Raw genomic sequence first — 24,491 nt, 5'->3', positions numbered from 1 at the left:
TGACGAAAGGACAACGATCCCTCATTTCAAGCCATGACCAGACAGATCGGTATTCTTCTCTATCCAGACTTCCAGTTGCTCGACGCTGCCGGAGTGACGGCAGCCTTCGAGCTTGCCGGAGGATTTGGGGCGGCTCCGTATGAGATGACGCCCCTGTCCCACCATGGTGGTCTGGTCCGGTCGTCTTCCGGGATGACGATCGAGACGGTTCCGCTCGCGGCGGCAGGGTCGTTCGATACGCTTATCGTTGTCGGAGGCGAAGGCCACAGGCAGGCTATGAGCTGCCCAGAATTACTGAACTTTATCAGGCATCAGGCCAGAAATGCGCGACGTATCTGCAGTGTGTGTACAGGGGCTTTCCTGCTGGCAGAAGCTGGCATGCTTGATGGCCGTCGTGTGACGACACACTGGCAACAAGCCCCGGCCATGGCAGCACAGTTCCCTAAAATCCGGGTTTCGGCAGATGCCATTCATATTCATGATGGCCTGATCTGGACATCTGCGGGGATCAGCGCTGGCATCGACATGGCGCTGGCGTTGATTGCCGAAGATCTTGGGGCCGATATTGCCCGTCGTACGGCGCAGCAAATGGTGGTGTTCTATCACCGTCCCGGAGGACAGTCCCAGTTCTCGGCACTCCTCGAGATGACGAGCCCTCAGGAACGCTTTGCCGAACTGTTGGGATGGATCCGGTCCAACCTGGAACAGCGCCTGACCGTGGATATTCTGGCCAGTCAGGCCGGCATGAGCCCCCGAAATTTTTCTCGCAGTTTCCGGGCAGCGGTGGGGATGAGCCCCGCAAAAGCAGTCGAACGACTGCGTCTCGAAGCCGCACGCGAGCAGGTGGAGAGATCTACCCTCCCCATTGAAGCCATCGCCGTCATGACAGGCTTTCATGATCCCGAACGGATGCGACGCGCCTTCCTGCGGGAGTTCCATCAGCCGCCTCAGGCTATCAGGCGAAATGCTGCGGCCGAGGCGACCTGAGAGTGCTCATTTTTCCTGGACGAGAAAGCAGCTCGTTTTGCAAGCAATCCCGACGAGATCCACTTCAATGATGGATCGCGTCTATCCCGCTAGAACAGGTCAAACACGCGGCAGATCAGGACACTTCCTAGAATTTAACCCTTTGAATGAGGGGCAGTCCGCAGGAAGATCAGAATTTCTTCAAGCACCTGCCATCGGTTCCTTTCCATAACCACCATATGCGTTCCTTCCCCAATCTCCGTCCAGCGACGATACGGGGCATTGAGAAAACGTGGAAACAGGTTTCCCATCTGCTGAGTAGTTACATCCAAATCCCACTCAGCATGAAGCAGAAGAACCGGGACCGTGATCTTTTCGGGACTGTAAAACGCCTTCCCTGCGGACCAGTAGTCACGCACATCCTGAATGACACCCGCAGGCGCCCGGATCACTCCATCCTGCTCTGCGGGATCGCTCGCAAGAATAACTGCGGCCCACTGTTCAAACCACCCTGCTGGCAGAATCTCTTCGCGTTTCTGCTCAGGTGCGCCTTCAAGCCAGCGCTGGCGAAATGCCTGAACATTAAAGCGGCGATAAGCAGGCACTGGACCACCCGGATCCAGACGAGAAACCCCGTCATTGATCCATTGCGGTGCAATCAGCGTTAATTTCTCCACCTTGTCATTGTGAGCAGCCGTATATGCGCCGGTAACCGTGCCACCCCAGGACATTCCGATCAGGCAAAGACGTGGGATGGCAAGCGTTGCGAGAAGATAGTCAACAGCAGTACTCAGATCGCGTACTGCTGTTTCGGTCCTGACCTGAGGCAGCGCAGCTTCAGGTGCACCTCCCATTCCATCAGGACGCGTTGATCCTCCGAAGCCCCGCACGTTGAGCGCATAAACGTCAAATCCTTCCCGCGAGAGAACATCCATGAATGCCCCCTCCCCAACAGGAACATCGAAAAGACTTTCTGCCGGCAACGTCGCGCCATGCATCAGCAAGATAGTGCGCTGTGAACCAAATATCTGGATGTCTGCACGTCGTTTATGGCGCAGATGAAGAGAGATATTGTCCGTATCACTCGGAATGAACAGGTTTTCCATAAGCAGATTTGTCATCTGGCGTCTCCTACATTTAGTTGCGCAAATTCCCATGCAAAACCTTCTGGACGACGCCTGACATATCCGGCACCCGTTTCCGCGAAATGACTGGTAAAGCAGAGACTCCCGCTTTCCGCCGCTTCTCCAAGAAACCACTGCCGCGAGCGCTCGGCAGGCTGAACGAATTCGCAGTAAACGGACCGCAGATCCGGACGATAAACCTGCAGAGGATGGTGCATGACATCTCCTGTAAACCACGCGTCTTCACCATCCGACCGCAGCCGGATCGAGGCATGATCGATGCTGTGCCCAGGGGTCGGATGAAAAGAGAAACCTGCAAGAAGATCTTGACCGTCGATGATAATCGCCTCTCCCAGCCCGGCTTCGATAACGGGGAGCATGCTGTCTGTATAGACACGTGGGAGTGGGCGATGGTCCGGGCGCCCTAAGATCTCTGGAGGTAGGTCTGGAGCAGGGTCAATACCGTCATTGCTGGCGCCGTATCGGGCCTCAATCACTGAGAAAACATGACGGGCTTTCGGAAAGGTCGGCACCCATTTTCCGTTGTGCAAACGCGTATTCCATCCAACATGATCGGCATGAATATGCGTATGCAGAACGGTATCAACCTGCTCCGGTTGTACGCCTGCGGCTGCAAGATGTTCGAGAAACGACGTATGCAGATGATCCAGTGCCGGTGCGGCAGGTAACGGCTTGTCGTTTCCTGTGGCGGTATCAACCAGGATATTGAGACCAGAAACCTGAACAAGCCACGCATGAGTTCCCTGCGCGAGCCCACCGGTCACGGGGTTAAATGATCCTGGCGTCAAATACGGACCGAATATTGCAAGTGCCTCAGCGTCGATATCCGGATACAGTTTGTGAGGGCGCGCGTTATCCCAATGAAGTTCGGGAATACGCGTGACACGGGCGTCACCCACTTGAAAAGCTGCTGCCATGATTGACTCAATACGATTGTTTTACGTCGCATCAGACGTTAGGGTGCGCGCAAACATCATACAAATCGATTTGAAATATGAAACCCATTGATCATTTCAATCTTCGTTCCTTCGATCTCAATCTTCTGATTGCTTTCGACGCCCTCGTTTCAGAACGCAGCGTCACAAAGGCGGCACGACGCCTTCGCATTCAACAACCCGCAATGAGCCATGCACTCGCCACCCTCCGAATGTTACTGGACGATGATGTGCTCGTCAGAACCGGTGCTGTCATGCAACCGACCGCCAAAGCGTCAACCATGGCGTCACATGTTGCGGAGTTGTTAAGGCAGGCTCAGCACATCCTGATGTCTGAGGAACAATTTGATCCTGCGACGGAACAGCGCATCTTTCGTTTCGGCTTTTCGTCCGAACTTGAAGTCTTTCTGATGCCTAAACTGACGGCCTATTTGCAACGGCATGCACCTGGAATACGACTGCTGTCACGTGGATCTCCTCGGAGTGAGGTCTATACATTACTGGATACGGGGGCGCTGGATATCGCAGTTGGGTGTTTTGATTTCGGTTTGGAACGCCATTGTGGGGTATCGTTGTATGAGCAGTCTCTCGTCTGCTGCTTCAACCCGAAGCTGATCGATCCGGATGCTCCAATCACGGTTGAGCGTTATCTTGCATTGCCCCATGTTCTCATGACGCTGAAAGATGACATCCAGGGATGCCTGTCAGACGCACTGATGCAGATTGGTCAGGAACTCAACGTGGTCCTCGCTGCATCAGATTTTCTGACGGCACTTGCTGCCGCAGCAGCCGCCCCCGTTCTGGCTACGCTTCCCAGCCGGATCGCTCAGCAACATGCCGCGCATTTCGGTTTAACGATCCGTCCCGTTCCACTGAACTTGCGTATCCCGGCAGTATCGATGATCTGGTCAGCCCGGAGTGATCGTGATCCTGCCGCAGTATGGCTGCGCGATGCTGTCGCATCAGTATTGGGTAGTCATGTAAAGTGAGATTTTTAATGGGCGCTCAAAATAGCTATGACAGATAAATCTCTCCAGAAAGAGATAGGCTGTCATAGCTTCCCCAAAGCACGAGGAGTCATGACGACTTACATCAGCAGAAATTCTGATTATAGAAAAAAATGCGCAGTCATCTTTGTATGAACGTCAAATTTTTACCAATTTGATTGCGCGCTCAGGACATGCTTTCACACACAAACCACAAGCACGGCATTGATCAGCATGCGGGGTATAGGCGACCATCCCTCCGTGGACATAGCTCTTGATTTTGCCCACAAATGAAAGATCGCGATAATCGGACGGATCGATCTTGCGCACTTCAAACACGTCGTAAGGACATACGGCGACGCAGGCGTCTTTTCCCTCACAGCGATTAAAGTCTACGACCGGCATGACCCGTCCTGTTTGGCCGTCTTTCAGACATTTAGGTGTGATCATCGCTTTATTCCCTGACCCGCTCATTTCGCGCCTTGTTGTAAATGCCGACTTTGCCGCAGCTCCTGCGCGAACATCTCGAGCGTCGTTGTGGGCTTGCCCAGTTCCTGCCAGATTTTTTCGGCATAGAACGGATCTTCGTGATCCCCGAAATACGCAAACAAATGCGCGACGAACTTCATTTTCGGATTAAAAAGACCGATCATCCGCATGATCCAAAGTGGAGCCACGCGAATTTTAAGTGTCGGATCATAATTTCGGACAAACCGCTCCAGCGCCTGCCTGACGGAGATCGCTTCCGGCCCCTGTACGGGGCAATGTACAGGCATTGCCTCAGGATTCTGAAACGCCTCAATCACCCAGCGCGCATAATCGGCGGAGCTGATCCACCAGATTTTGATGTGTGTATTCCCGATCCACTGGAGCGCTCGACCGCTGATCATATTTGGGAGCAGGTCCATGAAATGGGTCGGCGCGAAAAACGTATGACGAATACCGGAATCCGCGATGATTTTGTGCCCTTCCATCCGAATAATATTGGGCACGATGTTATGTCTGATAGTGTTGAGCGCGGGAGGATAGGCGCCCAGAGCACCGATTTTAGCAATATAATTAATATTCAACCCTTTGATGGCGCTCATCAAGTTCCGCACACCCTCCCTCTCTTCGTAGAAGGGAAGCGTCAAATCCGCCGTGTCGGTCGCAAGGTTGAGATAGAGCGCATCCACCCCGTCGAGCGCCTTGTGCAACCCCGCAATGTCCCGCAGATCTGCCTGGGCGATTTCGACATTAGGCGGCAGTATCCTCCGAGCTTTGTCTGGCGAACGAACGATTGCCCTCACCTGAAAATGTTTTGCCAGTTCCGCTGCAACTGGCGCGCCAAGCCGCCCCGTTGCACCGATGACGCCTATAGTCCTGATCGGTTCCATCATATTTTCTGATCCATTGATATAATGATCATCTTGAGTTTTTTCGGGTCGTAATGCCGGTCTATGACGGCGTTCTGGAGGCCGAGCCCGCGCAACAGAAACCGGATAGTGTTCTCGACCAGCTTGTCTCGTGTGATGCCGTATTCAACGACCGTGATGTCGGGCAGGCTGATGAGATGCAAAGTATTCGCTAGATGATGGACGAACCATATCTCTGCATGACCGATATGAATGCCAGATTCGACGTCTCCCGCGTCTTGAGCCGCCCTGAATGATTGCGAAAAAACGCTGACCCACGGCTTTACATGCTGGTCGAGGAACGCCTTTGCGAACTGGCCATCGCCAAGCAGGCTGGCCGTCACAAGGCGTTTGGTGTCTTCGTGAGACTGCGCATCGCCAATACCGGGAAACACTGCGTGCACGAGTATGGCGACACCCATGACCAGTGTTTCAGTTGAAGGCGTCACCTCGGCGAGAATACGGCTGCCAACTGCATTCGCTTCAACGCAGTGAGTTTCAAGCGCCGCATAAAGCACGTCCTTGCTGGTAAAGTGCCGATAAAGCAAAGCTTCGGAAACACCAGCGGCTCTGGCGATTTCCTTGGTCGTCGCACCGTCCCGACCGAGCCGGGCGAAAATGGGAGCTGCAGCGGACAGGATGGCCTGCTTGCGGTCAGTCGCGGACAATCTGGAACGGCGTGAGGTCGGCATGGGTTCTCCTTACGGAAGTAAGGTAAGTGAACGCTCACTTATATTCAAGCGCTTATTCCATTTTTCCGTATAAGATCAGGCTCGGGCGGGCATCGACGGCTTGAGAGTCTGTTTGGAAAATCGGTCTGATGTGATTCAAGCCTTGGATGTCGACGTCAGAACAGAGGGGCCGAGTGGCCAGGATCAGTTAGAAAAAGAAACACTATCCGTTTGAAATGCCAGGACTTGATCGTATTCTGGCAACAGAAGCCTCTGCCATGGCCGGACTTGCACCAATGGCTCATGACAATGGCGTGATGCATAGAAAACGTGTCATTTCAAGGGGAGGAAGATTTCTCCGTCAGCCCCTGTTTCAGGCAGGATTGGCAACTGCGTGCCATAAACCCTTCTGAAAGATGTTTCCAAACCCATGAAACAATCGGGTAAACCACACAAACTGGTGATCGTCGCTATCGTACGGCGTCTCATTGCAATCACCAATACAGTCCTCAAAACAAGGCTGCCATGACGTATTAGATCCGCCGCTCCAACATAGTTTCTAACATCTGAAATTTCCTCGCGAGATTATGAAAAATGACCAGATCGGTTCCGTTTATCTCCCGCATTCTGATCTTTCCGATTAAATCATTGGATCCGGTGGAAGTCACAAATGCGCGGGTTCTTACTAGCGGGGCCTTGGCAGACGACCGGTGCTGGGCTCTATTTGACGCACAGGGGCGTGTGGTTAACGGCAAGAACCACGCAGAGATTCATCGCATCCGCGCTGGTTTCGATCTTGATAAACGGACCGTAAGCCTACGAGATGACTCTGGTCGAGGTCTGCCTACTGTTCTGTTCAATCTTGATGGCACTGCAAGACCAATAGAGGCATGGCTAAGTCGGTTTTTCGGTTTTCCAGTCCACCTTCGGGCGGATACCACTACGGGACATCCTGATGATACGGATTCGCCTGGTCCGACTATCATCAGCGTTGCGACGCTAGAGACGATTGGAATATGGTTCGGGTTGCCAGTCGAGCAAGTTCGGGCCCGCTTTCGGACCAATATCGAGATCGGGGGCGTCCCGGCTTTTTGGGAAGATGCACTGTTCGGAGGACTTGGAGACGAAGTCGAGTTTCACCTTGGTGGCACAGAGTGGTTGGGAATAAACCCCTGTCAGCGTTGTGTCGTGCCGTCTCGCGATCCGCTAACTGGTCAGAGAGACAATGCTTTTGCCCGCCGCTTCGCAGAGTACAGGCGCCGGACGCAGCCGGCATGGTCTAATCCCGCGCGCTTTAATCATTTTTTTCGTGTAGCGATCAATACTCGGTCTGCACGCACCGGCGTTAACACAAGGATCGCACTGAACGATATCGTTACAACGTATAACAATGCAGCGGCATGCACGGCGTTGGAAGAAAACAAACGCCCCGCAGGATTCTGAGCGGGCACCATGTATATCATTCACGTGCGAGCCGAAACGCCAGATATCCGTTCGTTCAGACGACGCCCGCTGGTAGGTGAACGGCTTCCCTTCCGTTTTATAGCCGATCATCATATGCGTATTTGCGGCCCAGTTGCTATGGTCGCCGCGGCGCTTGTATTGTGTGATGAACTCGGGACTTCACCTGAACGGATCGCCTGTGAATCGTTCGGCGGCGTTCTGTCGCACGGAGATAACCTGCCGGACACCAAGGAATATCCGATCAGCTTCTCGCTATCGGGCACAACCTACACTGCAAAGTCAAGCTCATAAAAGGCACCATCACAACCGGTTGCGAAGTCGGTCTATCGGCGGCAGACAAGAAGGCGGGCTACATCCTGGCGTGTCAGGCAAAACCTCGTGGGCCACTGCTCATGGTACGATAGTGTCCACTTAGCAGATGATCGCCAGATATGCGGTTCCAACTGGATTTCCTGGCGCCCGTGGTGTTCACCGAACCGACAAACCGGAGGGCTCTAAAAACCCTCCGGTTTTTCCAGGAGAATAAGGTCCCCATTCAGCCAAAATTGGTTCGTACCTCTTTAATTGCGTCCCTTGACGGAAGTTTTAAAGTTGATTGGCTATACGTCGATAGGAGTGTGCCAGACTAACATTCATCTCCGCGACGCTCTCAGAAAATGCCGTCGCATCCTGAGTGACCTGCGTAATCGTCAATAGATCTGTATTCGAATGAATTGTTGTCGTGGACGGAATATAAAACTGCTCCGGCAAGACGCAGTCTTCGACAACGGAGTTATGCCTTACCACGCAACCCCGTTCGACCGTGCAGTTGAAGATCACGGAATTGAAGCCAATGAATACCTCGTCTCCAACAATGCAAGGACCGTGGATGATCGAGCGATGGGCGATTGATGTGCGCGATCCGATTGTCACAGCCGCGCCATCTTTTGAGTGGATGACCACACCGTCTTGAATGTTCGATCCACTCCCGATCCGGATGGGCTCGACATGGCCGTTTTCATCGGCTTCATCGGCGCGAATAACGGCATAGGGACCGATGAAGACATCGTCCTCGACAATCACATGACCGCACAGGATCGCGGTCGGGTCGACAAAGGCGCTTTCAGAAACTACGGGAAAATCACCACGTGGATTAGGTCTCAGCATAGCCACGTTTCGTCTCCTTAAAGATCGGTCAGAATTTTGCCGGGCAGGTTATTCGACAGGGTTTCGCCTGGCTGATAGTGCATGACAGAACGAATGGCCTCTCCCCGATGCAGAAGGTCAAATGCCGTATTGATCCGATCATGAGTCATGTTGTGGGTGATGTAAGGGTCAACGCTAAACTTCCCCGCTAGCCATTCATCGACCATACCGGGTAACTGCGAACGCCCTTTTACCCCCCCAAAGGCCGTGCCCCGCCAGACCCGTCCCGTGATCAGCTGGAAAGGCCGCGTCGAGATCTCCTCGCCAGCCCCAGCGACACCGATGACTGTGCATTCACCCCAGCCTTTATGGCAACACTCAAGGGCCGCTCGCATGACATCGACCCGACCGATCGCCTCAAAGGAATAATCCACGCCGCCACCCGTCATCTCCACGATAACTTTCTGGATTGGATCGGTATGATCGGTCGGATTGACGAGATCGGTCGCCCCCAGATTTCGGGCCAGCAGGAACTTCGCCGGATTGGTGTCGATGCCGATGATCCTTGCAGCACCGGCCATGACAGCCCCCTGAATGACGGCCATGCCGATCGCACCGAGACCAAAGACGGCCACAGTCGATCCCGCTTCCACTTTCGCGGCGTTCCGCACGGCTCCCATACCTGTCGGGACGGCGCACCCCATGACGCTGGCTTTCGCAAGCGGCGCCTCTTTGGTGATCTTCGCCACGGCAATTTCGGGCAGCACGGTGTACTCGCTGAACGTGCTGGTGCCCATGTAATGAAAGATCTGGCGGCCCTTATATGAAAAACGGCTGGTGCCGTCTGGCATCAGACCGAGCGCCTGTGTCTCGCGGATAGTCGAGCAGAGATTGGTTTTGCCCGAACGGATCATCGGGCAGTTCGGGTCTTCGGGAATATAGAGCGGAATGACATGATCACCCGGAGCGACAGAGGTAACACCTTTACCCACATCCTCGACGATCCCCACCCCCTCGTGACCAAGAATACATGGAAAACATCCTTCCGGATCATGTCCCGACAGGGTAAACATATCCGTATGACACAGGCTCGTGGTCACGATACGGACCAGAACCTCGCCGTCTTTCGGGCCTTCGAGATCAACCAGATCGATCTCAAGCGGCATGTTAGGTTCCCACGCAATTGCAGCTCGGGTTTTCATGAAAATATTCCTCAATAATAGCGTGTGGTAATTCGTTCAGGCCGACTCAAGGCTTTCCGACTGGCGACGCCAAAGCGGAAAGGGATCAGGGAGGCGTGCATAGCGTGACGGCTCAAAAGGGGTGTCTCCGAGATCTGGAACAAGACAGGCATCAAGTTCCTGCCGAAGTCCGGATTCATCCATATCTCCATTGCCGATGAAGACGATTTCCTGACGACGGTCGCCGAAGACCGGATCCCAGTTTCCCAATACGAAGTCCCGCCACTGATCAGTATCCGGCCACTGATTTTTCGGGATCGCCGTCCACCACAGCCCCAGCGCCTCGCTCCGCACAAGGGCTCCGGCCTGACTCATTTCGCCTACCCAGTCCGGGCGCGTGGCCAGCCAGAAATGACCTTTGGCGCGCACGACACCCGGCCAGTTCCGGTCAAGAAAGGCCTGGAATTCCGCTGGTTGGAACGGACGGCGCGCACGATAGACAAAATTACGGATGCCATATTCGTCTGTTTCAGGAACATGGCTGGAAAAGCCGTAAAGTTCCTTGAACCACAACGGATGCTGATGTGCCTTGTCGTAATCGAAACGGCCTGTATTCAGGATCCGCTCAACAGGAACAGACCCCATGTCGGTCTCGATGATATCAGCGTCCGAATTCAACGCACGAATGATCTGCCTCGCCGCATCAACCTGATCCGATGTAGCGGTGGAGACTTTGTTGATCACCACGACATCCGCAAACTCGATCTGCTGGACGAGCAGATCGACCAGGGCACGCTCGTCGTCCTCCCCGGCCGTTTCACCCCGATCCTTCAGGAAATCGCTGGAAGAATAATCGCGCAGGAGATTGACCGCATCAACGACCGTCACCATCGTATCCAGCCGTGCGATATCGCTCAGGCTGACGCCACTCTCGTCACGAAACTCAAACGTTGCGGCTACGGGCAGCGGTTCCGCAATGCCTGTAGATTCAATGAGCAGATAATCGAATTTCCGCTCCTCTGCGAGCCTCCGTACTTCCTGCAACAAATCGTCGCGGAGCGTGCAGCAAATGCAGCCATTGGTCATTTCAACCAACTTTTCATCGGTACGCGACAGATTGCTGCCGCCCTCGCGCACCAGAGCGGCGTCAATGTTGACCTCGCTCATATCATTCACGATGACCGCGACCTTATAGCCCTGGCGGTTATTCAGTACGTGATTGAGCAAGGTCGTCTTTCCCGCGCCAAGAAAGCCGGACAGCACGGTAACGGGAAGTTGGTCATCCATGGGGATTTTTCCTCTAAAGCTTTGTCGGGTTTGGGGCGTCGCCATAGACGGCGAGCGGATCGAATATTTTGTGCGTTTCGCAAAAGAGGAGTGCTGCCGATGATGACGGAAGGCCTTCCTCAGAAGTGAGATCAACACGCCGGTAAAAACAGCTTCGATAACCCACATGGCAGTTCGCTCCTGTGCCCGCAGTGTGAACGCGCAGCCAGATCGCGTCCTGATCGTCGTCGATCCGCATTTCGAGGACATGCTGGACCAGCCCGCTCGTGGCGCCCTTTCGCCAGAGACACTGACGGCTCCGGCTCCAGTAATGCGCCTCACGGGTTGCGATAGTGCGTGCGAGCGCCTCTGCGTTCATGACGCCAACCATCATGACATCACCGCTTTCTGCGTCCGTTGTGACCACGGTCAGCAGTCCGCTGGCGTCGAAACGTGGGGCGAGATCGCTCCCCTCCTCGACCTGCTCAATTGAGACGCGCGACCCAAATGCCGTGGACACAGAAGATACAGTTGTGCCCATCACACGCCACCCATTCCCGCCATAGTGAAGAACTGGCGCCGCAGAGATTCCGACGTCTCGAACTCGCCCAGCAGGCGGCTGGTCACCATACTCACGCCTGGCTTATGTACTCCGCGTGTGGTCATGCACTGGTGAGCCGCGTCGATCACGACCGCGACGCCACGCGGTTGAAGCACGCCCTGGATTGTATCCGCGATCTGGGCCGTCAGTTTTTCCTGGATCTGTAGACGATGGGCGAAGACGTCCACGAGACGCGCCAGCTTGCTGATGCCAACTACCCGCTTGTCGGGCAGATACGCCACATGCGCCTTACCGATCAGCGGAATGATATGATGCTCGCAATGGGATTCCAGACGGATATCGCGTAGCACCACCATCTCGTTGTAGTTACCGCTCTCTTCGAAGGTCCGCTCCAGAAGAGCGACCGGGTCGTCATGATATCCCTCGAAAAACTCCTCATAGGCCCGCACCACGCGGTCAGGCGTACCGGCAAGCCCCTCGCGATCAGGATCATCACCGGTCCAGGCGAGCAGGGTTCGCACCGCCTCTTCCGCCTGATCCCGGGTCGGCCGGGTTCTCACTTGCCGTGGAACGTCCATCAGTGTGTCCATTGAAGTTTATCTGCTATTGACTATGTTATGTTATAACGTAACCATAAAGACGTTCGCCACCTATCGTCAAGCTCGGGAACCATGCCCCCTCCCTCACAGCAACATTCTGTCTCGACGGATATGACTCCACCCGCGCGCGCGCCGAAGGAAAGTCTCGGCGCCATGCTATTCATTGAGAGCTGGCCCGCGCCAACAATCGACCCACCGGAAAACAGTACTCTGGGCCGTCTTGCACCGCATGTGGTCGCCTGTGCCCACGCGACAGTCGTGATGGATCTGCAGCGACCGGATGTCGATATGGTCGTGTGGGGGCGCCGGATTCCGGCAACATGGGAAGGAACTCTCACAAACTGCTCACAAGCCCCATCTGCTCTCACTCTCGCCGGCACACCTTCGGAAATCGCAGATTCCCTTGTAAACCCGGCTTTACATCAGGACTGGTCTCCCCTCATCCTGACTGATGTCAGGGACTTGTCCGCACTGTTCGGTGCGCTGACAGGAGGCGTCCGGCAGCACATCCAGCTAATAACGCCATCCCGTGGGGAGACTGCGTTCGAGTTGCCCCCCGATGCACTTCGGCTGATCTGCGCCTATGGAAGCGCTGGACCAGAGTGGTGCGGCAGCCAAAATCCAAAGAGTGGTATTGTCAGTACCCTGACACCGTTCGCAGTAGTGTTCATTAAAGGGGCGGCTGAAGGCAAACTCGGATGCCTTCATCGTCTCCCGGCAAATATCGCAAACGGTGCAAGGCCTGGGCCGGTCCTCGTGATGGATACAATTTCCCGATGATAGAGCGTGTCATGCCGCCGTCTCGCGACGCACGTCAAGGTTGCGATGCCTTCAAAAGGCGGACCACGTCTTTACGGAATGATGTACTCGACGTGCTGACGAAGGCAAACGTCCCACTTTCGGCTTACGACATCCTACGGTGTGTCAGTCATTCGAATTGCCCGCGGATTGCTCCGACTACAATTTACCGGGCTCTCGGAAAGCTGATTGCCAGCGGGTTAGTGGGACGGCTCGAAAGTCGAAATGCCTTCGTGCGGATCTGGGCAAACGATCCCTCTCACCTCGTCTACTGTATCTGCGATCGATGTGGTGCCGCGCAAGCGGTGGAAAATACGCTATCCTGTCAATTGATCGACGCTGCGGCCGAGACCCTTGGATTTCAGGTCCGGCATCGGGTCATCGAAGTTCAGGGCGTCTGCGCACGATGCAGCGTCTGCCCGTCTTTCTTGCCGACACAACAAAAGCACAAGCTTCCGACACGCGCGCCCAAATGAACCGCGCCCCCTCGCCGCTCTTCTCCGTTAAGGCTCTCTCATGTTACCGACCACCATCTCTTCCCGTCCTTCATCCCACCCACCAAAGGATATGCTCGCCTGCCGTGTGAACGGCATTATCAGCGATCTTTCCTCCACAACTGGTGACCAACGGGCTGACCCTGTCTTCCGGTCGGACGCCGATGCGCTTTCCCTGATCCGTCACGACACGGCCCATGTTCTGGCACAAGCCGTCAGTGAGTTGTTTCCCGGCACCGCGCTTGCGACAGGGCCCGCCACGGAACAGGGATTTTTCTACGATTTCGCAGCTGAGCACGCTTTCACCGATGATGACATCGCTCGGATCGACGCACGGATGCACGAGATCGTCGACCGGGACGAGCCGATCATCCGGGAGGAGTGGGATCGCGAGAGAGCACTTGCCTGGTGCCGGGAGAATGGACAGCCCTACAAGGCCGAGATCATCATGTCCCTGCCTGCTGATGCCACCCTGAGCTTTTATCGACAAGGCGACTTCGTCGATCTCTGCCGAGGGCCACATCTCGTCAGCACAGGACAGATCGGACACGCCTTTCGACTTCTCGGTACGGCTGGTGCCTATTGGAAAGGTGATCGAAGCAATCCAATGCTGCAGAGGATTCACGGAACGGCCTGTCGTGATGCCGACGAACTCGCCGCGTGGGAGCAGCGTCAGGAAGCAGCAGCACGGCGTGATCATCGTCGTCTCGGCCGCGAGATGGATCTGTTCCATTTCCAGGCCGAAGCTCCAGGCGCGGTGTTCTGGCATCCGAACGGCTGGACACTGTTCCAGACCCTGCTCGCTTATCTGCGCGAACGTCAGAAGGCCGAGAACTATGTGGAGATCAATACGCCCGACATCATGGATCTGTCGCTCTGGCAGGCCTCTGGCCATTGGGAAAAATTCGGGGAGAGCATGTTCACCACCGAAACCGAAGGCCGTACCTACGCCCTCAAGCCTATGAATTGCCCCGGTGGTGTGCAGGTTTTCCGCCAAGGCCTGAGGAGCTATCGCGACCTGCCCCTGCGGATGGCCGAATTCGGCAAAGTCCATCGCTTTGAACCGTCAGGAGCGTTGCATGGCCTGATGCGCGTACGTGCATTCACGCAGGATGACGCACATATTTTCTGCACACCGGAACAGATGGAGGCCGAGACGCAGCGGATCTGCCATCTCGTGCTTTCGATCTATAAGGACTTCGGTTTTGAAGATGTCCGTATCAAATTTTCCGACCGGCCTGACAAACGTGTCGGATCGGACGAGATCTGGGATCGCTCGGAGGAAGCGTTACAGCGCGGGGTCGAAGCTTCAGGCCTCTCCTACACACGCAATCCAGGAGAAGGCGCTTTTTACGGTCCCAAGCTGGAGTTCGTACTGCGTGATGCAATCGGCCGGGACTGGCAGTGCGGTACCGTTCAGGTCGATCTCAATCTGCCTCAGCGTCTGGACGCGCATTATATTGGCGCGGATGGAGAAAAACATCCGCCCGTCATGCTGCATCGCGCCCTGTTCGGTTCGCTTGAACGTTTCATCGGCATTCTCCTTGAACACCATGCCGGCCACCTGCCTTTCTGGCTTGCACCCATTCAGGTCGTGGTGGCAACAATCACCGGCGCTGCAGACGATTACGCAGTCGATCTGATTAAAGCGCTCCGCCAACGTGGAGTCCGAGCAGAGCCCGATTTGCGCAATGAAAAAATCGCTTACAAAATCCGCGAACACAGCCTCGCGAAAGTACCCATGTTGCTGATCGTCGGGAAGAAGGAAGCACAGGCAGGCACCGTGTCTATCCGGGAATATGGAAGATCAGAAACACCAATGTTGGACATGGAATCCGCTATCAATTTAATCGCCAAAGCATCGGAGTCTCGTTTGGCACAAGTCTTTTAGCTTATCGACACGATTTCTTTGGTTGTTAGATATCATTGGGATAAGTGATTATACGAATAATATTTATAATAATTTCTACATTTCTGACTTCGCCCCGACATCTATTTCGAAATCCCAATATATACAAAGAGGATATTGATTATTTCTACGCAACTTAAGTCCGGGATCGAATACGTTAGTCTTATGCTTGACGAATATTGCGATGTCGGGTTATTTGTGATGTTATAACGTAATGATAGCCACCGAAAATAAAGTGTTTCGACGCGAGTTAACATACTAAAATTCGTTAAACAAGGAACGGGAATTATTACAATGTAAAACGTCAAGTAAAGTTATGTTTCCGTATCTTTAAGGTTCTTAATTCGGGTTTATTTATGAGAAAAAAATCAATTTTGTTTGCAATTATTCCTGCGTTTATTGGATCTGCTCAGGCTGAAGAAGGCATGTGGACGTTTGATCATTTGCCTATTCGGCAGATGAAGCAGCAATATGGGTTTGAACCCTCTGTCGAATGGATTAACCATGTCATTCAGTCTTCGGCACGCTTGGCGGAAGGCTGCTCTGCCTCGTTCGTATCAGGTGATGGTTTGGTGATGACAAATCATCATTGTGCCAATACGTGTCTCACGGATCTGTCTGACAAAAATCACGATTATTTCCATGATGGTTTCTCGGCTCGAGAGGTCTCAAAAGAGCCTCAGTGTCCGGGGATGGAACTGGATCGTCTGGATCAGGTGAAAGATGTAACGGGTCGTGTCGCAGAAATGACCGCAGGAAAACATGGTGCGGAATATGGCAAAGCTTTGCAGGTTGCCAATAGTGTCCTGACCAAGGAATGCGCGCTGGGTGATGCCTCACACTGGCGTTGCGATGTCGTGACACTCTATCATGGTGGACAGACGGCGCTTTATCGTTACCGCCGTTATCAGGATATCCGTCTCGTGATGGCGCCCGATCAGGATATAGCATTCTTTGGTGGTGATCCCGATAACTTTACATTCCCGCGTTATGATATTGATCTATCGATGCTGCGGGTGTTTGAAGACGGCAAGCCGGTTCATACGCCGTTTTTTAAATTCGATCCAAAGGGCCCCAAGGCTGGTGATCTGGTTTTCACATCCGGAAACCCAGGACGCACACAACGGTCCCTTCCGGCCAGCGCATTGGCATTTCAACGAGATGTCAGTCTGCCAACCATTATTGCTGCTTATTCGACCCTTGAAGGAGCGCTGTGGCAGTATTCCAGAGAAAGCAAGACCCACCTAATTGACGCACAAAATACGCTTTTCGGTGTTCAGAACGCACTGAAATCTCTGTCTGGTACAGCAAAGGCTTTGCGTGAACCTGAAGTGATAGAAAAGCGCGAGGCGGAAGATCAAGCCCTTCAGGCGTGGATTGACGCAGATGCAGAACGTCGCAAGACTTATGGTGATCCGTACAAAAAAGTGGAAGCCGCTCTTGCTGTGCAGCGTCAGTATTATGTGCATGATTTTGCCATAACACGCACAGTTCATGGTCTGCTGGGGGACGCTGTTATGCTGGTGTCAGCGGCGCATGAACGAAAGAAGCCAGATACAGAGCGTCGGTCCGGTTACCATGATGCGGAATTAGCCGCACTTGAAACCGAGATCGCTGCGAAAGTGCCGGTGCATACTGAATTGGAAACTACGACTTTGGCGTTAGGTATGACGACCATGCGCCAGATACTCGGTGAGGATGATGCAGCGGTCCATCTGATTCTGGGAAAAAAAAGCCCGGATGAGCGCGCCGTAGAACTGATACAGGGCACGAAACTGGCGGATCCCGCAGAGCGTCTCGCGCTTTACAAAGGTGGCGTCAAGGCCATTGAATCATCCAAAGATCCAATGATCGTTCTGGCACGTCACTTAGAGCCGGTTCTGGACACGATCCGCAATCGCAGCCGTGACCAGATTGAAGCACCGATGCACGAAGCCCAGGGTACGATTGCACGGGCCCAGTTCGCGCGTGCTCAGGCAGAAGGAAAGGCAGATACACTTTATCCGGATGCCACGTTCTCGCCGCGACTATCTTACGGCACAGTTAAAGGCTTCCAGGATGGCGCAAAGGTCATTGCACCCTTCACGGATTTTGCAGGGATGTACAAACATGCAACGGGCAGTGATCCGTTCCGTCTGCCGCAAGTCTGGTTGGATGCGAAGCCACATCTAAACCTCTCTACGAAGCTTGATTATGTGTCGACCAATGACATTGTCGGCGGCAATTCAGGCTCCCCTGTTATTAACCGTCAAGGCGATGTCGTTGGCCTGATTTTTGACGGTAACCTCGATAGCCTGGCGGGCGATCTTTATTACGACATCGAGCGCAATCGTGCTGTTTCCACGGATACAAGTGCCATCATGGCTGCATTGAGGACGGTGTATCACGCTGATGCTCTTGCTGATGAACTTGAGACGGGGAAGCTAAAGTCGCGTCCGGAATAAAAGTGGAAAGATAATAACTTGAACAACTCTATACCCGTTCGGATTGCCATTCTGACTATTTCAGATAGCCGGAATTTAGAAACCGACATTTCTGGTAAGATCTTGGCCGACAGAGTCATGGAGGCAGGGCACGTTCTTGCGGCTAGGTCGATTGAAATAGATGATATCAATCGAATTACTGACGCGCTCAATATCATGATCGATAATAAGGATGTTGATGTTATAATTACCACAGGAGGAACTGGATTAACCAAACGAGATGTCACTCCGGAAGCATTCGATCTGGTTTTAGATAAATACATTCCCGGTTTTGGAGAGCTGTTTCGAATGTTGTCTTATAAAAAGATAGGGACCTCTACAATACAATCTAGATCCATGGCGGGAGTGTCCCGTGGGAAATTACTATTTGCGCTTCCCGGATCACCAGGCGCAGTCAAAGATGGGTGGGATGATATTTTAAAATATCAGCTAGATAGCAATCACAAACCGTGTAATTTTGTCGAAATTATTTCAAGGATATAAATAAACCCGCAACTGTGTCTAAGCGGCGGAGCTAATGCGCTATGGCACTCCGGTTTTGAGGATAGCGATTGTGACGAGACGCCGTGCGATAGCGACGATCATCAGTTTATGTGGTTTACCCCGCTGTTTCATGCGTTCGGCGGCAGCTTTCAGAACAGGATTATGGCAGGCAGCTGTTAATCCTGCCTGGAACAGCACGTGGTGGAGAGATCTTCCTTCCCCTGAAATGACACGTTTTCCGCACATTGCACCACTATCGTGAGCCATTGGCGCAAGTCCGGTCATGGCAGCGGCTTCTGTCGCTGTCATGCGGCCGAGCTCTGGCATTTCTGCGAGAAGCATGACGACTGATACCGGGCCGATACCAGGAATGGAACGGAGAAGCTGTGCTTTGGCGGAGAGTTCTTCTGCCTCTGCGATAACGATTTCAATCCGTTGTTCAAGCTCGCGGATCTGGCTTTCGCGAAATACTTTGGGCTGTTGTCCATATGGAGGGATCGAAGAACCGTTTGTTGATGTGCCTTGGTTCTGATTCTGCGATGGCATCCGGTCTGCATTTTGAGCAGATTGGGGGCTGTTACCCGCTGGATGACTACGCGCTCGCGTTGATCGGCTCCAGGAAGAGGAAGCGGCGCATGTTGTAGACGATATTGGCGAGCCCGATCCTCATGGTGGCCCGGGTAATATCGAAAGTTCGGACGAACAGCCCTGTCTGTGATTTCTGATCGGCAAAGACGTGCTCGACGCGGGATCGGATCACGGACTTTCCTGCATTGGACCGCTGGATATGGAGTGGCCAGATCCGTTGTGGGGATCGTCCCGTCATCCTGCCGCTTCGCCTTCATGAACTTCAGTGTCCAGCGCGCATGACGATCCTTGTGCGACAGCTTTGCCGGCTTGTCCTGCCAGTCATCGAGGATACGTCCTGCCCGGAGGTCGGCGTTCTCAGTGTTCGTATTGCGCTGCTTTGGAGCGGCTATCAATGCTGCATCCAGGATCTGGCCTGACATCGGCAGAGAGCCTGCGTTCCGCAGGGTTGTATCAAAGCGATTGAACAGACCCTCGATCGCTCCCATCTGCGTCAGGCACTCACGGAACAGCCAGACCGTTTTGGCATCAAGAACACGATCTGAAAGCCCCAGCCCAAGGAAGCGCATGGACGACAGGCTATCGTCCGCCCGTGCTTCCATCGGAATAGGCCAGAGCCTCCTCCAGATCAGGACGGAACACTGCAAAATCCACAATCTGGGAAAAGGCTTCGAGCTGATCACCAAGCCCGCTCAACCGGGCAAGCCGCTCTTCAACATCAAACAAACCAGACTGCTTCATCATCCACGCCCTCAATCAATTCAGGAGAAATGGAATCACACAGATAAACTCAAAACCAGAGGGATTTTCGAACCCTCTAGCTTATTCAAGCCCGAAATTGTCCGGACAGACGGGTCCACCTATTCCCTCAATGGAAGTGAATAACTGACCGAATAGATTTTCCTTCATGCATGAGATCAAAAGCCTTGTTAATCTGATCCAGATGCATCGTGTGCGTGACGAAGGGCGCAAGTTCAATATCCCCCTTCATAGCGTCTTCGACCATAGTCGGAAGCTGGGAACGTCCCTTGACACCGCCGAAAGCAGAGCCTTTCCAGACACGTCCTGTAACCAGTTGAAACGGACGTGTCGAGATTTCCTGCCCCGCTCCGGCGACACCAATAATAATAGACTGTCCCCATCCACGATGCGCGGCCTCCAAGGCTGAGCGCATGACATGGACATTGCCAATACACTCGAATGTGTGATCGATGCCCCAGCCACTCATCTCGATCAGCACCTCATGAATTGGCCGATCAAAATCTTTGGGGTTCAAGCAGTCTGTAGCACCAAACTGGCGTGCTAACGCAAATTTTTCCGGATTGGTGTCAATGGCAATAATGCGCCCTGCTTTCGCCTGCCGTGCCCCTTGAACCGCAGCAAGACCAATACCGCCCAGGCCGAAGATCGCAACGGAATCCCCCGGCTGAACATTGGCTGTATTATGCACTGCGCCAATACCCGTCGTGACACCGCACCCTAAAAGGCAGACGTGTTCGGGATTGGCCTCAGGATTGATCTTAGCCAACGAAACTTCTGCAACAACCGTATATTCGCTAAACGTCGAGCAGCCCATATAATGATACAGAGGCTGACCATTATACGAAAAACGCGTTGTTCCGTCAGGCATCACACCTTTGCCCTGAGTGGCACGAACAGCAATGCAAAGATTGGTTTTCCCAGACAGACAAAACTCGCATTTCCCACACTCCGCCGTGTAAAGCGGGATCACATGATCTCCTGGGGCAACACTTGTGACACCTTCGCCAACCTCGACGACAATGCCAGCGCCCTCGTGCCCCAGCACAACTGGGAAAAGCCCCTCCGGATCATTGCCTGACAGGGTGAACGCATCTGTATGACAGACGCCAGTATTCGTTATCCGAATGAGCACCTCTCCTTTACGGGGAGGCGCAACATCAATTTCGACAATTTCAAGCGGTTTCCCTGCTTCAAAAGCAACAGCAGCCCGTGACTTCATGTTCAGCTCCTTAATTATTTTATTGCTTCATTTGATGGCACTGCGCAGTCTTCGGGCTGCGTCCTGAGGATCCTCCGCGCCATAGATTCCCCCTCCCACGATAGCAACTTCGGCACCTGCATCCCGAACTGTCACGATTGTAGAAGCATTGATCCCACCCGCTACGGCGAATGGAAGCACGCTTCCGGAAATTGTCTTGAGCAGATCAACAATGCTGTACCCAGGTAAAGATTGCTCATCCAATCCCGCATGGAGTTCGACGTGAGAAACCCCCAGATCTTTTAGTTCGGAAATCCGGGAGAGACGGTTCTGTGGAGGCACACCAATCAAATCAGCAACGACCCGTTTTTGATACGTATGTCCGGCTTTAACGGCACCTGCGATCGTAGCATCGTTCGCAAGGGCCAGCACGCCAACGGAGTCAGCCCCCGCTTCAAACGCCATGGTGGCTTCAAGCTCCCCGGCATCCATTGTTTTATAATCTGCGAAGAGTTCTTTCTCTGGATAAGCAGTCTTGATAGCCCTGAGAACCGCTAAACCCTCTGCTTTGACGAGCGGTGTACCAATTTCGATAATATCAACATATGGCGCAACCTTTCCCAGCAGAAGGAGAGCATCTCGCGTGCGCAGAAGATCCAAAGCAATCTGAAGTTTCATGACATTATTCCCAATTTGCGTGACGGGCCCAAAGCACGTCCTTTTCGAGGTGGTTGGCCTGCCAGATGGCATGAAAGAGGCTGTCCAGAACCAGAATGGCCGCCTGTTCGAACAGCGACCCGGCGTACTGAACCGTGGATCCTCTATGTGAACTTTGCTTCCCAGCAGCATCTATGATGATCGAGACAGTCGCGATCTGGCTCAAGGGACTGTCCGCTGCTGTGGTCAGGGCAATCACATCTGCTTCCGCACGGACCACTTTACGAGCGATCGCGAGCATACTGTCCGTGCTCCCGGATCCTGACGGAATAATTACGACATCTCCGTAACTTACGGCCGGTGCCGTTGATTCAGACAGCATGTGGACCTTCAGTCCGAGATGCATGAACCTCATTGCGTTCATTCCCATCCCAATGCCACTGCGACCGGCACCTGCAAAATACAGGCGCGGCGCAGATGCGATCATGCGTGCTGCCCTTTTACAGTTCTCAATACGTACAGAGTGTAAGGCATGAGAAATCTCAGTCACGATTGTCGACAGAGCGTCGGAAACAGCCTTCGTATCGGGCGATATAAACGCCATGCTTCCCCTCCCCTGATTCTTTTTGATTGACTGGCTTATCTGCCCCAGAGCCGTTGCCAGAAGATAAGAGAACACCCAGGATCAAACAAACAAATGAGGTCAATGGTGGGTATCGATCATATCAATTTGGCTGGGCTCGATTTGAATCTTCTGATCGCTCTGGATGCTCTTCTGGAAACGGGAAGTGTGACAAAAGCTGGAAAGCTGATGGGGATCGGCCAATCTGCCATGAGCCATAATTTAGGGCGTCTTCGAACTCTTTTTGGAGACGAACTGTTGACACGACATGCGGGCGGCATGCGACGCACCCCGCGCGCAGAAGCTCTCCGCCTACCCGTGCGAGAGGCCCTCAGTAGTCTTCAGGCTTTGTTAGGGCGTGAAACACCATTTGATCCAGCCACAGCTGAACGTCTTTTCAGGATTGCAGTCCCAGACAGTATCGAAATGCTTCTGATGCCTCGATTTCTAGCGTACCTTCAGGAAAAGGCTCCAGGAATTCGCCTGCGCCTACATAACGTTGATCCTGAATCCGTCCTCAATACGCTAGATGAAAACAAAATCGATCTCGCGATTGGTATAGGACCCTTCAGTGGTGCACAAACCCACCATAAAAGCCGTCTTTTAATGCGGGATGAATATCTGGTTCTCTTCAATTCTCATATCACAAAATTAAAAACACCACTTTCTCTCGACGATTTTCTTAAATTCCCACATCTGCTGACAAGCTTGCGACCTGGGGAGCATGGTGTGGTTGATAAGGCCTTGGCGCTCCTGGGATTGAGCCGCTCAATTGCCCTGACAACGCCAAGATTTATGAGCGTTGCTCCTTTGCTCGTGCAGGCTCCCGTGATAGCGACCATGCACAGCCGCCCTGCGCAAATGCTGGCAAAGATCTTCAATCTTACGACCAGTCCGCCTCCTGTAGCACTCACAGATGTCAGGATCGACATGATCTGGCATGGATCCTACGGAGACGATCAGGCGCACTGCTGGATACGCGACACGCTATGGAAGATGGCGCAAATCCCTTAAAAAATTTGTTCCTCAGTTATGACGGTATTATTTCTAAGAAACAGGAAGATGATATCTCATGGCTTCTACCAACGCTGCAAAAGCTGGTGAGTGTAATCGCCTGCTGGGATAATACAGATAGGGGCCTTCACACTCTAAGCTCCATTCAGAAAGCACCTCAACCAGTTGTCCCATTTCAATATCGGGCTTTGCCAGATCATAAGGAACGTAGCCCAACCCAATCCCATCAATAGCAGCACCGAGGACCAACATAGAGTTGCTAAACGTTGTTTGTCCTGCCACACGAAATGCGATTTCGCGTCCTGTCGGTTCACGAAACTCCCACTTCAGGTTTCCTCCAGCAGTCGTCATCCGCATATTAATACAGTTATGACGGCGCAAATCATGAGGCGTTGCAGGGGGCAGATGACGGTGAAAATAATCCGGTGATCCTACGACGCAAAAGCGCCAGTCGGGGCCCACACGCGTCGCGACCATGTCTTTCTCGATGGCTTCCCCGATACGGACTCCTGCATCAAAGCGTTCTGCAACGATATCAACAAAAGCGTAATCCATGCTGAATTCGATGTTGATGTCGGGGTATTGTTGGAGAAATTCGAGAAGTTTAGGTCGAAACACCAGTTCTATGGCCGCATCGGTGCATGTGATACGAATTGATCCGGCAGGCTTGCTACCAAGAGACGCAACTGAGTCGAGTTCGGTAGAGACCTGTTCAAGAAGGGGCCCGACACGCTTTTGAAGCTGCTCTCCGGCATCGGTAGTTGCAACATTTCTGGTCGTTCTAGACAGCAGGCGAACTCCGAGCCTTTCCTCAAGTCCTCTCACCGTGTGGCTCAAGGCTGAAGGCGTGACACCGAGCTCGGCAGCGGCTCGCGTAAAGCTTCGTTCCCTGGCAACCGCGAGAAAAGCCGTCAGTTCATTGATATGATCGCGTGGCATTGCTGAGCTTATTTCAAAGGTTCATGCACGTGGAGGGTTCGAAAAACCTTCTGGATTTGAGGGTTCCTCTGTGATTCCATCTCTCCTGCGTTGATTGGGGATGATGGCAGATGAAGCAGCCGAGTTTCTTTGATGTTGAAGAGCGGCTGGCCCGGTTAAGCGGGCTTGGCGATCAGCTTGAGGCATTTTCCCGGACTGTGGATTTTGAGGTGTTCCGCCCCGATCTGGAGAAGGCTCTGGCCTATTCAGA

The 24,491-nt window shown here is 53.4% G+C and carries 26 protein-coding genes and 2 pseudogenes; 12 read left to right on the top strand and 16 right to left on the bottom strand.

Features of this window, described 5'->3' with window-relative positions; all coding sequences use genetic code 11:
- Positions 1–33 precede the first annotated feature (33 nt).
- Positions 34–987: a GlxA family transcriptional regulator gene (locus J4P41_RS14390; RefSeq protein ID WP_063904064.1), complete on the top strand. Its 954-nt coding sequence runs from the start codon at positions 34–36 to the stop codon at positions 985–987.
- A 134-nt stretch (positions 988–1,121) separates the two neighbouring features.
- On the opposite strand, the gene J4P41_RS14385 is transcribed toward J4P41_RS14390, so the two are convergent.
- Together J4P41_RS14385 and J4P41_RS14380 are read right to left on the bottom strand one after the other, a co-directional pair.
- On the bottom strand, positions 1,122–2,087 hold the full coding sequence (locus J4P41_RS14385) for an alpha/beta hydrolase (protein WP_077804065.1): 966 nt from the start codon (positions 2,085–2,087) through the stop codon (positions 1,122–1,124).
- Entirely contained in the window at positions 2,084–3,028 is a 945-nt protein-coding gene (locus tag J4P41_RS14380; RefSeq protein WP_077804064.1) for an MBL fold metallo-hydrolase, read from the bottom strand. The genes J4P41_RS14385 and J4P41_RS14380 overlap by 4 nt, the downstream gene beginning before the upstream one ends.
- A 77-nt stretch (positions 3,029–3,105) precedes the next feature.
- Here J4P41_RS14380 and J4P41_RS14375 point away from each other — a divergent pair, with 77 nt between their 5' ends.
- Positions 3,106–4,035 (top strand): LysR family transcriptional regulator, encoded by a 930-nt coding sequence (locus J4P41_RS14375; RefSeq protein WP_063904067.1) that lies wholly within the window; start codon positions 3,106–3,108, stop codon positions 4,033–4,035.
- Between the two features lie 156 nt (positions 4,036–4,191).
- Here the strand turns inward: J4P41_RS14375 and J4P41_RS14370 are convergent, their stop codons facing one another.
- From J4P41_RS14370 to J4P41_RS14360, 3 genes are all read right to left on the bottom strand, one after another.
- Positions 4,192–4,437, bottom strand: coding sequence for a 4Fe-4S dicluster domain-containing protein (locus J4P41_RS14370; RefSeq protein WP_198150540.1), 246 nt, complete (start codon positions 4,435–4,437; stop codon positions 4,192–4,194).
- Positions 4,438–4,502: 65 nt separating this feature from the next.
- On the bottom strand, positions 4,503–5,411 hold the full coding sequence (locus tag J4P41_RS14365) for an SDR family oxidoreductase (RefSeq protein WP_077804063.1): 909 nt from the start codon (positions 5,409–5,411) through the stop codon (positions 4,503–4,505).
- The gene (locus J4P41_RS14360; RefSeq protein WP_077804062.1) at positions 5,408–6,118 is read right to left on the bottom strand and encodes a TetR/AcrR family transcriptional regulator; all 711 of its coding nucleotides are present in this window, start codon (positions 6,116–6,118) and stop codon (positions 5,408–5,410) included. Before J4P41_RS14360 ends, J4P41_RS14365 begins: the two co-directional genes overlap by 4 nt.
- Positions 6,119–6,333: 215 nt before the next feature.
- Here J4P41_RS14360 and J4P41_RS14355 point away from each other — a divergent pair, with 215 nt between their 5' ends.
- The 3 genes from J4P41_RS14355 to J4P41_RS14345 all read left to right on the top strand — a co-directional run bounded on the left by J4P41_RS14355 (position 6,334) and on the right by J4P41_RS14345 (position 7,852).
- Positions 6,334–6,510 (top strand): transposase, encoded by a 177-nt coding sequence (locus J4P41_RS14355; protein ID WP_077804061.1) that lies wholly within the window; start codon positions 6,334–6,336, stop codon positions 6,508–6,510.
- Between the two features lie 181 nt (positions 6,511–6,691).
- Entirely contained in the window at positions 6,692–7,540 is an 849-nt protein-coding gene (locus tag J4P41_RS14350; protein ID WP_063904071.1) for an MOSC domain-containing protein, read from the top strand.
- Between the two features lie 9 nt (positions 7,541–7,549).
- Positions 7,550–7,852 carry a hypothetical protein gene (locus tag J4P41_RS14345; RefSeq protein WP_063904072.1) on the top strand — a complete coding sequence of 101 codons (303 nt, stop codon included), beginning with the start codon at positions 7,550–7,552 and terminating at the stop codon, positions 7,850–7,852.
- A 294-nt stretch (positions 7,853–8,146) separates the two neighbouring features.
- On the opposite strand, the gene J4P41_RS14340 is transcribed toward J4P41_RS14345, so the two are convergent.
- Genes J4P41_RS14340 through folE form a run of 5 tightly spaced genes read right to left on the bottom strand, consistent with a single transcriptional unit; the run spans position 8,147 to position 12,273 of the window.
- Positions 8,147–8,707 (bottom strand): DapH/DapD/GlmU-related protein, encoded by a 561-nt coding sequence (locus J4P41_RS14340; RefSeq protein WP_211565290.1) that lies wholly within the window; start codon positions 8,705–8,707, stop codon positions 8,147–8,149.
- 17 nt (positions 8,708–8,724) lie between these two features.
- Positions 8,725–9,888 carry an S-(hydroxymethyl)glutathione dehydrogenase/class III alcohol dehydrogenase gene (locus J4P41_RS14335; protein ID WP_426067664.1) on the bottom strand — a complete coding sequence of 388 codons (1,164 nt, stop codon included), beginning with the start codon at positions 9,886–9,888 and terminating at the stop codon, positions 8,725–8,727.
- A 36-nt stretch (positions 9,889–9,924) separates the two neighbouring features.
- Positions 9,925–11,154 (bottom strand): zinc metallochaperone GTPase ZigA, encoded by a 1,230-nt coding sequence (zigA, locus tag J4P41_RS14330; protein WP_099287159.1) that lies wholly within the window; start codon positions 11,152–11,154, stop codon positions 9,925–9,927.
- Between the two features lie 13 nt (positions 11,155–11,167).
- Entirely contained in the window at positions 11,168–11,674 is a 507-nt protein-coding gene (gene hisI, locus J4P41_RS14325; RefSeq protein WP_149026849.1) for a phosphoribosyl-AMP cyclohydrolase, read from the bottom strand.
- Complete coding sequence (gene folE, locus J4P41_RS14320) at positions 11,674–12,273, bottom strand: GTP cyclohydrolase I FolE (RefSeq protein ID WP_426067663.1); 600 nt, start codon at positions 12,271–12,273, stop codon at positions 11,674–11,676. The genes hisI and folE overlap by 1 nt, the downstream gene beginning before the upstream one ends.
- Before the next feature lie 174 nt (positions 12,274–12,447).
- Here folE and J4P41_RS14315 point away from each other — a divergent pair, with 174 nt between their 5' ends.
- From J4P41_RS14315 to moaB, 5 genes are all read left to right on the top strand, one after another.
- Positions 12,448–13,074 carry a DUF1826 domain-containing protein gene (locus tag J4P41_RS14315; RefSeq protein ID WP_167369414.1) on the top strand — a complete coding sequence of 209 codons (627 nt, stop codon included), beginning with the start codon at positions 12,448–12,450 and terminating at the stop codon, positions 13,072–13,074.
- Entirely contained in the window at positions 13,071–13,568 is a 498-nt protein-coding gene (locus tag J4P41_RS14310) for a Fur family transcriptional regulator (RefSeq protein ID WP_077804054.1), read from the top strand. Before J4P41_RS14315 ends, J4P41_RS14310 begins: the two co-directional genes overlap by 4 nt.
- Positions 13,569–13,608: 40 nt before the next feature.
- Positions 13,609–15,477 (top strand): threonine--tRNA ligase, encoded by a 1,869-nt coding sequence (gene thrS / locus J4P41_RS14305; RefSeq protein WP_426067662.1) that lies wholly within the window; start codon positions 13,609–13,611, stop codon positions 15,475–15,477.
- Positions 15,478–15,920: 443 nt separating this feature from the next.
- Positions 15,921–17,939, top strand: a complete 2,019-nt coding sequence (locus J4P41_RS14300; protein ID WP_426067661.1) for a S46 family peptidase — start codon at positions 15,921–15,923, stop codon at positions 17,937–17,939.
- A gap of 18 nt (positions 17,940–17,957) precedes the next feature.
- Positions 17,958–18,461 (top strand): molybdenum cofactor biosynthesis protein B, encoded by a 504-nt coding sequence (moaB, locus tag J4P41_RS14295; RefSeq protein ID WP_077804051.1) that lies wholly within the window; start codon positions 17,958–17,960, stop codon positions 18,459–18,461.
- 39 nt (positions 18,462–18,500) lie between these two features.
- Here the strand turns inward: moaB and J4P41_RS14290 are convergent, their stop codons facing one another.
- The 5 genes and pseudogenes from J4P41_RS14290 to hxlB all read right to left on the bottom strand — a co-directional run bounded on the left by J4P41_RS14290 (position 18,501) and on the right by hxlB (position 22,270).
- On the bottom strand, positions 18,501–19,007 hold the full coding sequence (locus J4P41_RS14290; RefSeq protein WP_235993402.1) for a transposase: 507 nt from the start codon (positions 19,005–19,007) through the stop codon (positions 18,501–18,503).
- Between the two features lie 46 nt (positions 19,008–19,053).
- Positions 19,054–19,793: pseudogene (locus J4P41_RS14285) on the bottom strand (transposase).
- A 124-nt stretch (positions 19,794–19,917) separates the two neighbouring features.
- Positions 19,918–21,030: an S-(hydroxymethyl)glutathione dehydrogenase/class III alcohol dehydrogenase gene (locus J4P41_RS14280; RefSeq protein ID WP_077804050.1), complete on the bottom strand. Its 1,113-nt coding sequence runs from the start codon at positions 21,028–21,030 to the stop codon at positions 19,918–19,920.
- Between the two features lie 27 nt (positions 21,031–21,057).
- Positions 21,058–21,687, bottom strand: a complete 630-nt coding sequence (gene hxlA, locus J4P41_RS14275; RefSeq protein WP_099287725.1) for a 3-hexulose-6-phosphate synthase — start codon at positions 21,685–21,687, stop codon at positions 21,058–21,060.
- Between the two features lie 4 nt (positions 21,688–21,691).
- Complete coding sequence (hxlB, locus tag J4P41_RS14270; RefSeq protein ID WP_077804048.1) at positions 21,692–22,270, bottom strand: 6-phospho-3-hexuloisomerase; 579 nt, start codon at positions 22,268–22,270, stop codon at positions 21,692–21,694.
- Between the two features lie 93 nt (positions 22,271–22,363).
- Between hxlB and J4P41_RS14265 the strand changes: the two genes are divergently transcribed.
- Complete coding sequence (locus J4P41_RS14265) at positions 22,364–23,302, top strand: LysR family transcriptional regulator (RefSeq protein ID WP_249211481.1); 939 nt, start codon at positions 22,364–22,366, stop codon at positions 23,300–23,302.
- Positions 23,303–23,335: 33 nt separating this feature from the next.
- On the opposite strand, the gene J4P41_RS14260 is transcribed toward J4P41_RS14265, so the two are convergent.
- Positions 23,336–24,241, bottom strand: a complete 906-nt coding sequence (locus J4P41_RS14260) for a LysR family transcriptional regulator (RefSeq protein ID WP_077804047.1) — start codon at positions 24,239–24,241, stop codon at positions 23,336–23,338.
- A gap of 110 nt (positions 24,242–24,351) precedes the next feature.
- Here J4P41_RS14260 and J4P41_RS14255 point away from each other — a divergent pair.
- Positions 24,352–24,491 (top strand): annotated as a pseudogene (locus J4P41_RS14255) (IS5/IS1182 family transposase); the annotation flags it as partial.

This window comes from Gluconobacter sp. NFX36 (genome assembly GCF_049887835.1).
Lineage (GTDB): Bacteria > Pseudomonadota > Alphaproteobacteria > Acetobacterales > Acetobacteraceae > Gluconobacter > Gluconobacter japonicus_A.
The sequence above is the reverse complement of the archived record's forward strand: the minus strand, read 5'-3'. Positions and strand labels throughout refer to the sequence as shown.

Bases quoted from the DNA above. Each gene is read 5' to 3' on its own strand.
- J4P41_RS14390 (WP_063904064.1), top strand. From the start codon at position 34: ATGACCAGACAGATCGGTATTCTTCTCTATCCAGACTTCCAGTTGCTC.
- J4P41_RS14385 (WP_077804065.1), bottom strand. From the start codon at position 2,087: ATGACAAATCTGCTTATGGAAAACCTGTTCATTCCGAGTGATACGGAC.
- J4P41_RS14380 (WP_077804064.1), bottom strand. From the start codon at position 3,028: ATGGCAGCAGCTTTTCAAGTGGGTGACGCCCGTGTCACGCGTATTCCC.
- J4P41_RS14375 (WP_063904067.1), top strand. From the start codon at position 3,106: ATGAAACCCATTGATCATTTCAATCTTCGTTCCTTCGATCTCAATCTT.
- J4P41_RS14370 (WP_198150540.1), bottom strand. From the start codon at position 4,437: ATGCCGGTCGTAGACTTTAATCGCTGTGAGGGAAAAGACGCCTGCGTC.
- J4P41_RS14365 (WP_077804063.1), bottom strand. From the start codon at position 5,411: ATGATGGAACCGATCAGGACTATAGGCGTCATCGGTGCAACGGGGCGG.
- J4P41_RS14360 (WP_077804062.1), bottom strand. From the start codon at position 6,118: ATGCCGACCTCACGCCGTTCCAGATTGTCCGCGACTGACCGCAAGCAG.
- J4P41_RS14355 (WP_077804061.1), top strand. From the start codon at position 6,334: ATGCCAGGACTTGATCGTATTCTGGCAACAGAAGCCTCTGCCATGGCC.
- J4P41_RS14350 (WP_063904071.1), top strand. From the start codon at position 6,692: ATGACCAGATCGGTTCCGTTTATCTCCCGCATTCTGATCTTTCCGATT.
- J4P41_RS14345 (WP_063904072.1), top strand. From the start codon at position 7,550: ATGTATATCATTCACGTGCGAGCCGAAACGCCAGATATCCGTTCGTTC.
- J4P41_RS14340 (WP_211565290.1), bottom strand. From the start codon at position 8,707: ATGCTGAGACCTAATCCACGTGGTGATTTTCCCGTAGTTTCTGAAAGC.
- J4P41_RS14335 (WP_426067664.1), bottom strand. From the start codon at position 9,888: ATGAAAACCCGAGCTGCAATTGCGTGGGAACCTAACATGCCGCTTGAG.
- zigA (WP_099287159.1), bottom strand. From the start codon at position 11,154: ATGGATGACCAACTTCCCGTTACCGTGCTGTCCGGCTTTCTTGGCGCG.
- hisI (WP_149026849.1), bottom strand. From the start codon at position 11,674: ATGGGCACAACTGTATCTTCTGTGTCCACGGCATTTGGGTCGCGCGTC.
- folE (WP_426067663.1), bottom strand. From the start codon at position 12,273: ATGGACGTTCCACGGCAAGTGAGAACCCGGCCGACCCGGGATCAGGCG.
- J4P41_RS14315 (WP_167369414.1), top strand. From the start codon at position 12,448: ATGCTATTCATTGAGAGCTGGCCCGCGCCAACAATCGACCCACCGGAA.
- J4P41_RS14310 (WP_077804054.1), top strand. From the start codon at position 13,071: ATGATAGAGCGTGTCATGCCGCCGTCTCGCGACGCACGTCAAGGTTGC.
- thrS (WP_426067662.1), top strand. From the start codon at position 13,609: ATGTTACCGACCACCATCTCTTCCCGTCCTTCATCCCACCCACCAAAG.
- J4P41_RS14300 (WP_426067661.1), top strand. From the start codon at position 15,921: ATGTGGACGTTTGATCATTTGCCTATTCGGCAGATGAAGCAGCAATAT.
- J4P41_RS14290 (WP_235993402.1), bottom strand. From the start codon at position 19,007: ATGCCATCGCAGAATCAGAACCAAGGCACATCAACAAACGGTTCTTCG.
- J4P41_RS14280 (WP_077804050.1), bottom strand. From the start codon at position 21,030: ATGAAGTCACGGGCTGCTGTTGCTTTTGAAGCAGGGAAACCGCTTGAA.
- hxlA (WP_099287725.1), bottom strand. From the start codon at position 21,687: ATGAAACTTCAGATTGCTTTGGATCTTCTGCGCACGCGAGATGCTCTC.
- hxlB (WP_077804048.1), bottom strand. From the start codon at position 22,270: ATGGCGTTTATATCGCCCGATACGAAGGCTGTTTCCGACGCTCTGTCG.
- J4P41_RS14265 (WP_249211481.1), top strand. From the start codon at position 22,364: ATGAGGTCAATGGTGGGTATCGATCATATCAATTTGGCTGGGCTCGAT.
- J4P41_RS14260 (WP_077804047.1), bottom strand. From the start codon at position 24,241: ATGCCACGCGATCATATCAATGAACTGACGGCTTTTCTCGCGGTTGCC.